Source organism: Pseudomonas sp. TE3910 (genome assembly GCF_056279025.1).
Map to the genome: position 1 here is coordinate 3,616,873 of NZ_JBWBQN010000001.1, position 13,354 is coordinate 3,630,226.

Annotated in this window: 12 protein-coding genes and 1 pseudogene; 10 read left to right on the forward strand and 3 right to left on the reverse strand. The window is 59.9% G+C overall.

Features of this window, described 5'->3' with window-relative positions; all coding sequences use genetic code 11:
• The first annotated feature begins 83 nt into the window (after positions 1–83).
• The 4 genes from ACZ9H3_RS16595 (at position 84) to ACZ9H3_RS16610 (ending at position 4,294) form a co-directional block, all read left to right on the forward strand.
• Entirely contained in the window at positions 84–1,481 is a 1,398-nt protein-coding gene (locus ACZ9H3_RS16595) for an FAD-binding oxidoreductase (protein ID WP_330522199.1), read from the forward strand.
• Positions 1,482–1,523: 42 nt separating this feature from the next.
• The gene (locus tag ACZ9H3_RS16600) at positions 1,524–2,189 is read left to right on the forward strand and encodes a fumarylacetoacetate hydrolase family protein (RefSeq protein WP_065758006.1); all 666 of its coding nucleotides are present in this window, start codon (positions 1,524–1,526) and stop codon (positions 2,187–2,189) included.
• Between the two features lie 177 nt (positions 2,190–2,366).
• A complete protein-coding gene (locus ACZ9H3_RS16605) occupies positions 2,367–3,299 on the forward strand; it encodes an SdiA-regulated domain-containing protein (RefSeq protein ID WP_476221578.1) in 933 nt (310 codons plus the stop codon).
• A gap of 80 nt (positions 3,300–3,379) precedes the next feature.
• Positions 3,380–4,294: an SdiA-regulated domain-containing protein gene (locus ACZ9H3_RS16610; RefSeq protein ID WP_476221580.1), complete on the forward strand. Its 915-nt coding sequence runs from the start codon at positions 3,380–3,382 to the stop codon at positions 4,292–4,294.
• Between the two features lie 40 nt (positions 4,295–4,334).
• Here ACZ9H3_RS16610 and rpiA read toward each other — a convergent pair.
• A pseudogene (rpiA, locus tag ACZ9H3_RS16615) lies at positions 4,335–5,007 on the reverse strand (ribose-5-phosphate isomerase RpiA).
• Between the two features lie 136 nt (positions 5,008–5,143).
• Between rpiA and ilvA the strand changes: the two are divergent.
• Together ilvA and ACZ9H3_RS16625 are read left to right on the forward strand one after the other, a co-directional pair.
• Entirely contained in the window at positions 5,144–6,658 is a 1,515-nt protein-coding gene (gene ilvA, locus ACZ9H3_RS16620) for a threonine ammonia-lyase, biosynthetic (RefSeq protein WP_065758002.1), read from the forward strand.
• Between the two features lie 47 nt (positions 6,659–6,705).
• The gene (locus tag ACZ9H3_RS16625; RefSeq protein WP_065758001.1) at positions 6,706–7,116 is read left to right on the forward strand and encodes a DUF2269 family protein; all 411 of its coding nucleotides are present in this window, start codon (positions 6,706–6,708) and stop codon (positions 7,114–7,116) included.
• Positions 7,117–7,190: 74 nt separating this feature from the next.
• Here ACZ9H3_RS16625 and ACZ9H3_RS16630 read toward each other — a convergent pair whose 3' ends face one another.
• Positions 7,191–7,847: a histidinol-phosphatase gene (locus ACZ9H3_RS16630; protein WP_476221582.1), complete on the reverse strand. Its 657-nt coding sequence runs from the start codon at positions 7,845–7,847 to the stop codon at positions 7,191–7,193.
• Positions 7,848–7,987: 140 nt separating this feature from the next.
• Between ACZ9H3_RS16630 and ACZ9H3_RS16635 the strand changes: the two genes are divergently transcribed.
• Together ACZ9H3_RS16635 and ptsP are read left to right on the forward strand one after the other, a co-directional pair.
• Positions 7,988–8,467, forward strand: a complete 480-nt coding sequence (locus ACZ9H3_RS16635; RefSeq protein WP_065757999.1) for an RNA pyrophosphohydrolase — start codon at positions 7,988–7,990, stop codon at positions 8,465–8,467.
• A gap of 22 nt (positions 8,468–8,489) precedes the next feature.
• Positions 8,490–10,769: a phosphoenolpyruvate--protein phosphotransferase gene (ptsP, locus tag ACZ9H3_RS16640; protein WP_476221585.1), complete on the forward strand. Its 2,280-nt coding sequence runs from the start codon at positions 8,490–8,492 to the stop codon at positions 10,767–10,769.
• A 95-nt stretch (positions 10,770–10,864) separates the two neighbouring features.
• On the opposite strand, the gene ACZ9H3_RS16645 is transcribed toward ptsP, so the two are convergent.
• Positions 10,865–11,611, reverse strand: coding sequence for an NRDE family protein (locus ACZ9H3_RS16645; RefSeq protein ID WP_065757997.1), 747 nt, complete (start codon positions 11,609–11,611; stop codon positions 10,865–10,867).
• A 113-nt stretch (positions 11,612–11,724) separates the two neighbouring features.
• Here ACZ9H3_RS16645 and ACZ9H3_RS16650 point away from each other — a divergent pair, with 113 nt between their 5' ends.
• Both ACZ9H3_RS16650 and lgt read left to right on the forward strand, forming a co-directional pair.
• Entirely contained in the window at positions 11,725–12,507 is a 783-nt protein-coding gene (locus ACZ9H3_RS16650) for a sulfite exporter TauE/SafE family protein (protein WP_099773310.1), read from the forward strand.
• A gap of 16 nt (positions 12,508–12,523) precedes the next feature.
• Positions 12,524–13,336 carry a prolipoprotein diacylglyceryl transferase gene (gene lgt / locus ACZ9H3_RS16655; RefSeq protein WP_102053227.1) on the forward strand — a complete coding sequence of 271 codons (813 nt, stop codon included), beginning with the start codon at positions 12,524–12,526 and terminating at the stop codon, positions 13,334–13,336.
• The last annotated feature ends 18 nt before the right edge of the window (positions 13,337–13,354 follow it).

Below are 13,354 nucleotides of genomic sequence, written 5' to 3' on the forward strand. Positions count from 1 at the left end.
TAGCATAACGACCCCTTGATACGCCCATCCCTGGCACGTGAAGAGTCCTCAGGGTGACTATGAATTGTTCGAGAGTTCTATCGATGACCAATCCTGCGCTGATTGATGAGCTGTTGACTCTGGTTGAACCTGGCAAGGTACTGACCGACGCTGCTTCCCTCGATACGTACGGCAAGGATTGGACCAAACATTTTGCGCCGGCACCGCTGGCCATCGTGTTTCCGAAGAGCATCGAACAGGTACAGGCCATCGTCCGCTGGGCCAACCAGCGCAAGGTTGCGCTGGTGCCGTCGGGCGGGCGAACCGGGCTTTCCGCCGCAGCCGTTGCGGCCAATGGCGAAGTGGTAGTGGCCTTCGACTACATGAACCAGATTCTCGGTTTCAACGCCGGTGATCGTACGGTCGTCTGCCAGCCTGGGGTGATTACCGCGCAACTGCAGCAGTTCGCGGCAGACCAGGGGCTGTACTACCCGGTTGACTTTGCTTCAGCAGGATCAAGCCAGATTGGCGGCAATATCGGCACCAATGCCGGCGGTATCAAGGTTATTCGCTACGGCATGACCCGTAATTGGGTGGCTGGCCTGAAAGTCGTCACCGGCAAGGGCGACCTGCTTGAGTTGAACAAGGACTTGATCAAGAACGCCACCGGTTACGATCTGCGTCAGTTGTTCATTGGGGCTGAAGGCACTCTGGGCTTTGTGGTTGAAGCCACGATGCGCCTGGACCGCGCGCCGAAGAACCTCACCGCGATGGTCCTGGGCACCCCGGACTTCGACTCGATCATGCCGGTGCTTCATGCTTTCCAGGGCAAGCTGGACCTCACCGCCTTTGAGTTCTTCTCCGACAAGGCCCTGGCCAAGATCATGGCGCGTGGCGATGTGCCTGCACCCTTTGACACCGACTGCCCGTTCTATGCCTTGCTGGAGTTCGAGGCGAGCACCGAAGAGGTGGCCAACGACGCCCTGGCAACCTTCGAGCACTGTGTGGAGCAAGGCTGGGTGATCGACGGCGTGATGAGCCAGAGCGAGCAACAACTGAAAAACCTCTGGAAACTGCGTGAGTACATCTCCGAGACCATCTCGCACTGGACGCCCTACAAGAACGACATTTCGGTCACCGTATCGAAAGTGCCGGCGTTCTTGAAGGATATCGATGCGATTGTCGGCGAACACTACCCTGATTTTGAAGTCGTCTGGTATGGCCACATCGGCGACGGCAATTTGCACCTGAACATCCTCAAGCCGGAAAACCTGAGTAAGGACGAGTTCTTCGCCAAGTGCGCTACCGTCAACAAATGGGTTTTCGAAACGGTAGAGAAGTACAACGGCTCGATTTCTGCCGAGCACGGTGTTGGCATGACCAAGCGCGACTACCTGACCTACAGCCGTTCGCCCGTGGAAATCGAGTACATGAAGGCGGTTAAGGCCGCCTTCGACCCGAATGGGATCATGAACCCGGGCAAAATCTTCCCGGTCGAGTGACGCGTTTCCCCCAAAAGTGATTAACAGCGCCAGGAGTCGGCAATGAGCTACCAGCACCAGTATCTAGACGGCACGCGTATTCACTTCCCGTTGGGCAAGGTGGTGTGCATTGGCCGTAATTACGCCGAACATGCCAAGGAACTGAATAACCCGGTACCGACTGAACCCTTGTTGTTCATCAAGCCCGGCAGTTGTGTCGTGCCGCTCGAGGGTGGTTTCAAGATCCCCACCGAACGTGGCTCGGTGCACTACGAGGCGGAAATCGCCGTGTTGTTGGGCAAGTCGCTGTCGACCCAGCCCGACGAAGAAGAAGTGCTCGATGCGATCTCCGGCTTCGCCCCGGCACTGGACCTGACCCTGCGTGACGTCCAGTCCAAACTGAAGGAAAAGGGTTTGCCCTGGGAATTGGCCAAGTCGTTCGATGGTGCCTGCGTTCTGGCGCCGTTTGTGCCGGCCAGTACCTTCGAGGACCTGACCGATATCGGCATTCGTCTGAGCATCAATGGCGAGGTACGCCAGGATGGCAACAGCGAGCTGATGCTTAATCCGATTGTTCCGATGATCCAGTACATGGCGGCACAGTTTTCCCTGCAGGCCGGTGATGTGATCCTCACCGGTACGCCAGCAGGCGTCGGCCCGCTGAATCAGGGGGACGAACTGGTGCTGGAGCTGCCTGGCATCAGCCGTTTCGAAAGCAAGGTACTCTGAGCGCCGGTACGCCGGACCTGTGTGGCAGTCGTAATGGCTGCCACCTGCTTTATCGTTACAGTCAGCCTGCTTTTACCGATTTTTTCACAAGTCATCCGGATAATGCCTGCGCATTGGTTCACGTGAACCTGCCGGTGCTGTGCTATTAAATCGGTAAAAAACAAGCAGGAATCCTCGATGACCACACCGTTTCCTTCCGGCGACTCTCTGCCGTCTGTGCGCAAGCGTCCTTTAATGTTGCGTTGGTCGACCTGGTTGGCGACTGCGGCGGTCATCGGCTATGGCGTGGCCTATGCCATGCATTGGGATGACCGTGGCCTGCTCTGGATCAAAGAGCGTTTCGAGAGCCCGGCAGAACAACGGGCTAGCGTCTGGTTGCCGGACTACCACGCCGACATTGATGCCAAGGTGCTGCCTGGCATGGAAGATGACGAAGCTTCAGATGTCTCCTACGACCCGCAAACCAAAACCCTGTTCGCGGTGATGGGCAAGAACCCGTTCCTGGTTCAACTGACGCTGGACGGTGATGTGCTGCGCAAAATGCCCCTCAATGGCTGGAGCAACCCCGAGGGGGTTGCCGTGCTGGAGGGTGGGCGCATGGCAATTGTCGATGAGCGCGATCATACCGTGACCATCATCCGGGTCGATGCCGATACCAAGGCACTGAACAGCGCCGACTTCCCGCAATACGACCTTGGGCCGTCGAAGAATCAGAACAAGGCGTTCGAGGGGGTTGCCTGGGAGCCAAAACGCCAACGGTTGGTGTTGGGTGAGGAGCGGCCACCAAAGTTGTTCACCTGGAGTAGCGATAGTTCGGGCCAATTGAGCGGTCAGAAACAGTCGCTGTCCAGCGACGAACTCGATCTGCGCAATGTATCTGCCCTTGGCATTGATCCACGTACGGGCCATATGCTGGTGCTGTCGGCCGACTCCAACATGTTGCTCGAGCTGGATCAGCAGGGCCAACAGGTCAGCTTCATGACCCTGCAGGGCGGCTTCAACGGTTTGCAAAAGCGTATTCCACGGGCTGAAGGGGTTGCCATGGATGAGCAGGGCACGCTGTATATGGTCAGCGAGCCGAACCTGTTCTATCGCTTCCGCAAGCACTAAGCGTGCTTGCCCTGGTGCTTTAAGCTTCGATTCAGGTGGGTATGGTTAGCTTTAGGTCGATTTTTGTTGAGTCTGCCTGAATGCGACGTTTTATCCGTTTACCTCTGCTTGCTTTGCTTATCAGCCTGTCGGCCCTTTCTTTGTTGGCTTTGGCGGCGCACGAGTATCGATTGCTCGAGCGCGGTTGGTTCAACCTCAAGACCTGGTGGCAGCCGGTCGAGCACGGTATTGGCCTGGATCGCTATCAGGTCGTACTTGAAGCCAAGCCTATCGAGGGGCTAGACGATGACCTCTCTGCACTGACCTACGACCCTGATCGTAAAAGCCTGTTCAGTGTCACCAACAAGCGTTCAGAACTGATAGAGCTGTCGCTGGATGGCGTCATCGTGAGGCGCTTGCCGTTGATTGGTTTCGGCGACCCGGAAGCCGTTGAGTATGTCGAGCCTGGCAGCTATGTCATCACCGACGAGCGCCAACAGCGGCTGATCCTTGTTCAACTGAATGATGACACCCGCGTGCTGGATGCCAGTACCGCTGAGCAGCTGTCTCTGGGGGTTGGTCTGAACGGCAACAAAGGGTTCGAGGGTTTGGCCTATGACTCGGCAGGCAAGCGTCTGTTCGTGGCCAAGGAGCGCGACCCGATGTTGATCTACGAGGTGCAGGGGTTCCCTCATGAGGGCGACGGGCAGCCTTATTCCGTGCATGTAGTGCAGGATCGCCAGCGTGATTCACGGTTGTTCATGCGTGATTTGTCGAGCCTGGTGTTCGATGAGCGCAGCGGCCATTTGCTGGCCTTGTCGGACGAATCGAAACTGGTACTGGAGCTGGATACTGAAGGGAAACCGTTGAACAGCTTGTCTCTGCACAAGGGTTTTCAAGGGCTGCAGCAGAGCGTGCCGCAGGCAGAAGGTATTGCCCTGGACGATGCCGGGACGCTCTACCTGGTCAGTGAACCCAACCTGTTCTACATCTTCAAGAAGCAACCGGCCCCGTAAACGACCATCGTTGGGGGCCGGCCTGCGCTTGACGGGTGTATCAGTTACGCAGTGTTTTTACGCCTTCCGGGGTACCCAGCAGTAGCAGATCGGCAGGGCGCGCGGCGAACAGACCATTGGTGACGACACCAACGATGGCGTTGATCTGGCTTTCCAGTTCCACCGGGTTGGTGATCTGCAGGTTGTACACATCGAGGATGATGTTGCCGTTGTCGGTTACCACGCCTTCGCGGTACACCGGGTCGCCGCCCAGTTTGACCAGTTGGCGGGCAACGTGACTGCGGGCCATCGGGATCACTTCCACTGGCAGCGGGAAGGCGCCCAGTACCGGAAACCAGCTTGCTGGCGTCAGCGATGCAGATGAAGGTCTTGGCCACGGCGGCAACGATCTTCTCGCGGGTCAGTGCGGCGCCGCCGCCCTTGATCAGGGCCAGGTGCTCGTTGCTTTCGTCGGCACCGTCGACATAGAACTCCAACTCGCTGACGGTGTTCAGCTCATACACCGGAATGCCATGGCCTTTCAGGCGCGCAGCAGTGGCTTCGGAACTGGCAACGGCACCGTCGAAGGCACCTTTGTGCTTGGCCAGGGCGTCGATGAAGCAGTTGGCGGTCGAGCCGGTGCCGACGCCGACGATGCTCTTGTCATCGAGCTTGGGCAGAATGAAATCGACAGCGGCCTGGGCGACAGCCTGTTTGAGTTGGTCCTGGGTCATGCGGGCTCCGAAGCGGGGAGGAGTATCTGAGGTTGCCTAGTATAACGGCTAAAACCCTAGGCTGGCGGTGGTCGCCCGACAGGGCGCTGGGGTAGACTCCCAGGCCTTGTCCCAGCCGCCCAGTGATGCTTTCCCGATGCTCGAACAGTACGTCAAGAAGATCCTCACCTCGCGCGTCTATGACGTCGCTGTCGAAACGCCATTGCAACGTGCCGGGCAGCTGAGCAAGCGCTTGGGCAATACCGTGCTGCTCAAGCGCGAAGACCTGCAGCCGGTGTTCTCCTTCAAGATTCGTGGCGCCTACAACAAGCTGGCCCAACTGACCCCCGAGGAACTCGCCCGTGGCGTGGTCACCGCGTCGGCGGGTAACCATGCCCAGGGTGTAGCACTTGCGGCGAAGGAGTTGGGCATCAAGGCAACCATCGTCATGCCCAAGACCACGCCCGAGATCAAGGTCGAAGGTGTGCGCTCGCGTGGCGGCAAGGTTGTGCTGCATGGCGATTCCTTTCCCGAAGCGCTGGCCTATTCGCTGAAACTGGTCGATGAGAAGGGCTTCGTCTACATCCACCCCTACGACGACCCGCACACCATCGCAGGCCAAGGCACCGTGGCCATGGAGATTCTGCGCCAGCACCCGGGCCAGTTGGACGCGATCTTCGTTCCGGTCGGTGGTGGTGGCCTGATTGCCGGTATCGCGGCCTACGTGAAGTACCTGCGCCCGGAGATCAAGGTGATCGGCGTCGAGCCGGATGACTCCAATTGCCTGCAAGCCGCCATGGCTGCGGGTGAGCGCGTGGTATTGCCGCAGGTCGGGTTGTTTGCCGATGGCGTGGCAGTTGCGCAAATCGGCCAGTACACCTTTGAGATCTGCAAAGACTACGTCGACGAGGTCATTACCGTCAGTACTGACGAGATCTGTGCGGCGATCAAGGATATTTACGACGATACCCGCTCGATCACCGAACCTGCGGGCGCCCTCGGTGTGGCGGGCATCAAGAAATACGTCGAACTGCGCGGTGTCAGCGGCCAGACGCTGGTGGCCATCGACTCCGGTGCCAACGTCAACTTCGACCGTCTGCGCCATGTGGCCGAGCGCGCCGAGCTGGGTGAAGGGCGTGAGGCAATCATTGCCGTGACCATCCCTGAGCAGCCGGGCAGCTTCAAGGCGTTTTGCGAGGCCATTGGCAAGCGCCAGATCACCGAGTTCAACTACCGTTACCACGCCGAGGGCGAAGCCCATATTTTTGTTGGCGTGCAGACCCATCCTGACACCGACCCGCGCAGCGCCTTGCTGCAAAGCCTGAGTGAGCAGGGCTTCCCGGTGCTCGACCTGACCGACAACGAACTGGCCAAGTTGCATATCCGGCACATGGTCGGAGGTCATGCGGCGGGTGTCAGCAACGAGATGGTGCTGCGCTTCGAGTTCCCGGAGCGCCCGGGTGCGCTGTTCAACTTCCTCAACAAACTGGGTGGGCGCTGGAACATCTCGATGTTCCATTACCGTAACCACGGTGCGGCCGACGGCCGTGTGGTTGCAGGTTTGCAGGTGCCGGACGAAGAGCGGCATCTGGTACCCGCAGCGCTGGCCAAGATCGGCTACCCCTACTGGGATGAAACCGAGAACCCGGCGTACCGGCTGTTCCTCGGCTGAGGCTGCTACGCTCAAGACGGTGCTTTGATGGGGTGGGATGCTTTCGTATGGAAACTTTAAGCGTGATGAAAATGTTGCATGGCCTGGCGACGGCGTTGTCGCTGGGGTGTGCATTGGGGCTGGTGTTCCAGGCGTGGCGTCAGCGCGCCAATACGGTAGCCGGCCCTGCGACGAGCCTGCAGCGGCCCTGGTTGTTCGTCTGGATTCTGATGGGCCTGAGCCTGTTCAGCCTGCCCTTCAGTGGCTGGTGGCTGGTGCACCTGATTGGTTGGCCGCTGGAACAGGCCTGGCTGCTTGGCGGGGCCGTACTCTACCTGCTGGGGTGCGTGTGCTGGTTGCTGCTGGTGGGGCGATTGGGCAAGGCCACAGCCAGTCGACGCTCGGTCGTGATACTGGCAGCGCTGAGCGCGGTTATTTTCCTCAGCATCATCGGCCTGATGGTCGCTAAACCGGTGTAATCGTCGCGCCTGTCGCCAGCACACCCTGCACTACTTGGGTGCAGGACGTGCTGGCGATTGATTGCCTTCAGCCCTTAGTCACGCAGGCTGATGACTCTCCAGCCACGCTTTTCGGCTTCGGCGCGCAGGTTCGGGTCCGGGTCGACTGCAATCGGGTGTTCGACCGCTTCCAGCAGCGCCAGGTCGTTCATCGAGTCGCTGTAGAAATGGCTGCCTTCCAGGCTGAAGCCGTTTTCCAGCAGCCAGCGATTGAGGCGTGTCACTTTGCCTTCACGGAAACACGGTATATCGGTACTGCGCCCGCTGTAACGGCCATCAATCATCTCGCATTCGGTGGCCAGCAGGGTTTGTACGCCCAGGCGCTTGGCAATCGGGCCCGTGATGAAACGGTTAGTGGCGGTGATGATCACCAGCTTGTCGCCTGCGCTACGGTGCTCTTCCAGCAGATCAAGGGCTTTGGGCAGGATGATCGGCTCAACGCAGTCGCGCATGAAGTCGCGGTGCCATTCGTCGAGTTGCGCCATTTCGGTTTTGGCGAGGATTTCCAGGCTGAAGTTCAGGTAGTCGTTCAGATTCAGCTTGCCGGCCAGGTAGTCCTGATAGAAGGCATCGTTGCGGTTCTGGTACTCGACAGGGTCGAGAATGCCGCGCTCGCAGAGGTAATCGCCCCATGCGTGATCGCTGTCACCGCCAAGGAGAGTATTGTCCAGATCGAATAAAGCCAGGCGCATTGCAGTCACTCGCATAACATCTGAAAAGTCCTTAAGAATACGGACTTTTCACATCGATGCACATAAGGTCCGCAGGCGCGTTGCTGGCCTTGTGGGCTTTGTGGAACAATGCGGGGACATGCGTTTGCGAGGTTGCTGCCGTGATCGACCCCGATGGTTTTCGCCCCAATGTCGGGATCATTCTGACGAATGATGCCGGGCAGGTGCTATGGGCTCGTCGTATCAACCAGGATGCCTGGCAGTTTCCCCAGGGCGGGATCAACCCCGAGGAAACACCAGAAGAGGCCTTGTACCGCGAGCTGAACGAAGAAGTGGGGCTTGAACGACATGATGTTGAAATTCTTGCCTGCACCCGTGGCTGGTTGCGTTATCGTTTACCCCAACGCCTGGTGCGTACCCACAGCCAACCGCTGTGTATCGGCCAGAAACAGAAATGGTTTCTCCTGCGCCTGGTGTCCAATGAGCAGCGAGTGCGGATGGATTTGACCGGGAAACCGGAGTTCGATGGCTGGCGTTGGGTCAGTTATTGGTACCCGCTGGGCCAGGTGGTGACATTCAAGCGCGAGGTTTACCGCCGCGCTCTCAAAGAGCTTGCACCGCGCCTGTTGGCGCGCGACTGACGACGGAGTTCGACCCCGAGCCATGCTCAATACGCTGCGCAAGATCGTCCAGGAAGTTAACTCCGCCAAGGATCTGAAAACGGCGTTGGGGATTATTGTCTTGCGCGTCAAAGAGGCCATGGGCAGTCAGGTCTGCTCGGTCTATTTGCTTGATCCGGAAACCAACCGTTTCGTCCTGATGGCCACCGAGGGCCTTAACAAACGGTCTATCGGCAAGGTCAGCATGGCCCCCAACGAAGGCCTGGTCGGCCTCGTGGGCACCCGCGAAGAGCCGCTGAACCTCGAAAACGCCGCCGATCACCCGCGTTATCGCTACTTTGCCGAAACGGGCGAAGAACGCTTTGCCTCGTTCCTCGGGGCGCCGATCATCCACCACCGTCGGGTGGTTGGTGTTCTGGTTATCCAGCAAAAAGAGCGTCGCCAGTTCGATGAGGGCGAAGAAGCCTTCCTCGTGACCATGAGCGCACAGCTTGCCGGGGTTATCGCCCATGCCGAGGCGACGGGCTCGATCCGTGGCCTGGGCCGTCAGGGCAAAGGTATCCAGGAAGCCAAATTCGTCGGTGTGCCGGGTTCGCCGGGTGCAGCGGTCGGTACCGCCGTGGTCATGCTGCCGCCGGCCGACCTCGACGTCGTGCCGGACAAGACCGTCACGGACATTGACGCCGAACTGAGCCTGTTCAACACCGCCCTTGAAGGCGTGCGCAACGACATGCGCAACCTCTCGGCCAAGCTGGCTACCCAGTTGCGCCCAGAAGAGCGTGCGTTGTTCGACGTCTACCTGATGATGCTTGAAGATGCTGCCCTGGGCGGTGAAGTCGTGCAGGTGATCAAGACCGGCCAATGGGCCCAGGGTGCCTTGCGCCAGGTGGTCGGCGAGCACGTCAGCCGTTTCGAGCTGATGGACGACGACTACCTGCGGGAGAGGGCTTCCGACGTGAAGGATCTGGGCCGGCGACTGCTGGCCTACCTGCAGGAGGCCCGCCAGCAGACGCTGGTCTATCCCGACAACACGATTCTGGTCAGCGAAGAGCTGACCCCTGCCATGCTTGGCGAAGTGCCTGAAGGCAAGCTTGCGGGCCTGGTCTCGGTATTGGGTTCGGGCAACTCCCACGTTGCGATCCTGGCCCGGGCCATGGGTATTCCGACGGTCATGGGCCTGGTCGACCTGCCGTACTCCAAGGTCGACGGCATTCAGATGATCGTCGACGGCTACCACGGCGAGGTCTACACCAACCCCAGCGAGGTACTGCGCAAGCAGTATGCCGAGGTGGTGGAAGAGGAGCGCCAGTTGGCTCAGGGGCTCGACGCCCTGCGCGAGCTGCCGTGCATCACTACCGACGGCCATCGCATGCCGCTGTGGGTGAACACCGGCCTGCTTGCCGATGTCGCCCGCGCCCAGCAGCGCGGTGCCGAGGGTGTCGGCCTGTACCGCACCGAAGTCCCGTTCATGATCAACCAGCGCTTCCCCAGCGAGAAGGAACAGCTGGCGATCTACCGCGAGCAACTGGCTGCGTTTCATCCGCAGCCGGTGACCATGCGCAGCCTGGACATCGGCGGCGACAAGGCCTTGTCCTATTTCCCGATCAAGGAAGACAACCCCTTCCTCGGCTGGCGCGGTATCCGCGTGACCCTCGACCACCCGGAAATCTTCCTGGTGCAGACCCGTGCCATGCTCAAGGCCAGCGAAGGGTTGAACAACCTGCGCATTCTGCTGCCGATGATTTCCGGTATTCATGAGCTGGAAGAGGCCTTGCACCTGATCCACCGCGCCTGGGGCGAAGTGCGTGATGAAGGCACTGATGTGCCGATGCCGCCGGTGGGGGTGATGATCGAGATTCCTGCGGCGGTCTACCAGACCCGCGAACTGGCTCGCATGGTGGACTTCCTGTCGGTCGGCTCCAACGACCTGACGCAGTACCTGTTGGCCGTCGACCGCAACAACCCGCGGGTTGCCGACCTGTACGACTACCTGCACCCGGCGGTGCTGCAAGCGTTGCAGAACGTTGTCAACGACGCTCATGCCGAAGGCAAGCCGGTGAGTATCTGCGGTGAGATGGCCGGTGATCCGGCGGCGGCGGTGCTGCTCATGGCCATGGGCTTTGACAGCCTGTCGATGAACGCCACCAACCTGCCCAAGGTGAAGTGGATGCTGCGTCAGATCAGCCTGAGCCAGTCCAAGGACCTGTTGGCCCAGGCCATGAAGATCGACAACCCGCAAGTTATCCACAGCTCGCTGCAATTGGCCCTGAAGAACCTGGGCCTGGCGCGGATGATCAACCCGGCGTCGCCGAAGACCTTGTAGGGGCTGCTACGTCGCGTCACTGCTACAACCTTGCGCGGTGCCTGTCTCTCAGGCACCGCGCATTTCATAGGTTCGCATTTCATAGGTTCATAGGGTCATAGGTGCAATGCCACCTCGCCCAAATGCCCGCCAAAGGGCCCGAAGCTGCGCTCTACCAACTGCCGCGAACCATCCGCCGACACCAGCAGCACCGTGCTGGCCCGTGTGCCGTAGCTCTGGCTGGCAATGAACACACTCGACAGCAGCCGCTCCGTGGCCATGCCTACGCCGGTTTCCGGCAGTTCGCTCTCTGCCGCCTGTTGGCCATCGGCCAGCAACGTCAACAATGCCTCGGGCTGAGGCTCATGCAATTGAGCCTGCAGTGCAGCACGGGCCTTGAGCAACTTGGGCCAGGGTGTGTCGAGCCCGGCATTGGAAAGGCCATAGACGCCGGTATCCAGCAGCCTAGGGGTGGCCTCCCGCGCACTCAAGTACGCCAACTGTTGCCCATCGCTCAGCAGCAAATTGAAGCCGCTGTACTCCGAGGCACGGCTGGCCACCTGATCCAGATAGGCCTCGATAGGCTGCGTCCCGGTCAGAAACCCCGACACCAACTCGCCTCGTGAGCGCTGGCCCAGAGGCTGGTCGGGGTCGCGGATGTTGGTCAGTGCGGCGAAGCGACCGGCAGGGCCGACGCCCAGCCAGGTGCCACCGGCTTCCAGGTCGCGGCCGGCATACACCCCTGGCGCATCGGCCCAATGGCTGAGCGGTTGGGCAGGGCGGGCATAGAATTCATCGCGGTTGGCGGCAACGATCAGCGGCTGGGGATGCCCCGGTCGCCAGGCAAAAACGATCAGGCACATGGCTGGACTTTCCTGGTGTTTTCACTCACTGTAACAGAGCCTTCGCTGCGAGCCACTGGAGCCATTACCCCGGCTTCCGTTACCATGCCGGACAGAATTTTCCGGGGGCGACAATGGAATTCCTGCTCTATCTAGTGCTGGGTGCCTGTGCAGGCGTGCTGGCCGGGCTGTTCGGCGTTGGTGGCGGCATCATTATCGTGCCGGTATTGGTCTTCAGTTTCACCGCGCAGGGCTTTGACGCCTCGGTATTGACCCATCTGGCGGTCGGCACCTCATTGGCGACCATCGTCTTCACCTCGGTCAATGCCATTCGCGAACACCATCGCAAAGGCGCGGTGCAGTGGCCGATCTTCATCTGGATGACCCTTGGGATCCTGATCGGCGCCGGTATTGGTGCGAAAACCGCCTCGGCGATCCAGGGCCCGAACCTGCAAAAGATCATTGGTGTGTTCGCCCTGATCATTGCCCTGCAGATGGCGCTGGACCTCAAGCCCAAGGCCAGCCGCAGTATCCCTGGCAAAGCCGGCCTTACCGCTGCCGGCAGTGTGATCGGCTGGGCCTCGGCGATCTTCGGCATTGGCGGCGGCTCGCTGACCGTGCCGTTTTTGACCTGGCGCAGCCTGCCGATGCAGCAGGCGGTGGCGACTTCATCGGCCTGCGGCTTCCCGATTGCCCTGGCCAGTGCGCTAAGTTTCATGGTTCTGGGCTGGCACGACCCGTTGTTGCCAGCGCATAGTCTCGGGTTCGTGTATTTGCCGGCGCTGTTGGGTATTGCCCTGACCAGTATGTTTTTTGCCCGTTTTGGTGCGCGGCTGGCCCACAAGCTGTCGCCCCGCCTGCTGAAACGGCTGTTTGCCGCACTGTTGTTTTGTGTCGGCCTGAGCTTTTTGCTTTAAGAATAGAGGACGTTTGATGCTGCCTTATCCGAATATCGACCCCGTGGCCGTGGCCATCGGGCCGCTGAAAATCCACTGGTACGGCCTGATGTACCTGATCGGCATCGGCGGCGCCTGGCTGCTGGCATCGCGCCGGTTGAAGCGTTTCGACCCGACCTGGAGCCGCGAAAAGCTTTCCGACCTGGTGTTCTGGCTGTCCATGGGGGTGATTGTCGGTGGCCGCCTGGGGTATGTACTGTTCTATGACCTGAGTGCGTACCTGGCCAATCCCGCGTTGATTTTCGAAGTCTGGAAGGGCGGCATGTCGTTCCATGGCGGCTTTATCGGCGTCATGCTGGCGGCACTGTGGTTCGGCAAGCGCAACAACAAGTCGTTCTTTGAGCTGATGGACTTCGTTGCACCGCTGGTACCGATTGGCCTGGGTGCGGGGCGTATCGGCAACTTCATCAACGGCGAATTGTGGGGCAAGGCGACCGATGTGCCGTGGGCCATGGTCTTCCCGCCCTTCAGTGATCCGGCACAATTGCCGCGCCATCCGTCGCAGCTTTACCAGTTTGCACTGGAAGGTGTGGCATTGTTCCTGGTTCTCTGGCTGTATTCGCGCAAACCACGCCCGACGATGGCCATCTCCGGTATGTTCGCGCTGTTCTACGGCATCTTCCGCTTCATCGTCGAGTTCGTCCGCGTGCCCGATGCGCAACTGGGCTACATCGCGTTTGGTTGGTTGACCATGGGCCAACTGCTTTGCGTACCAATGATCCTCGGTGGTATCGGGTTGATCTGGTGGGCCTATCGCCGCGCGCCGACCGCCAAGGGCGCTGCGCTTTAAATGTGTAAGGCAGGGGTG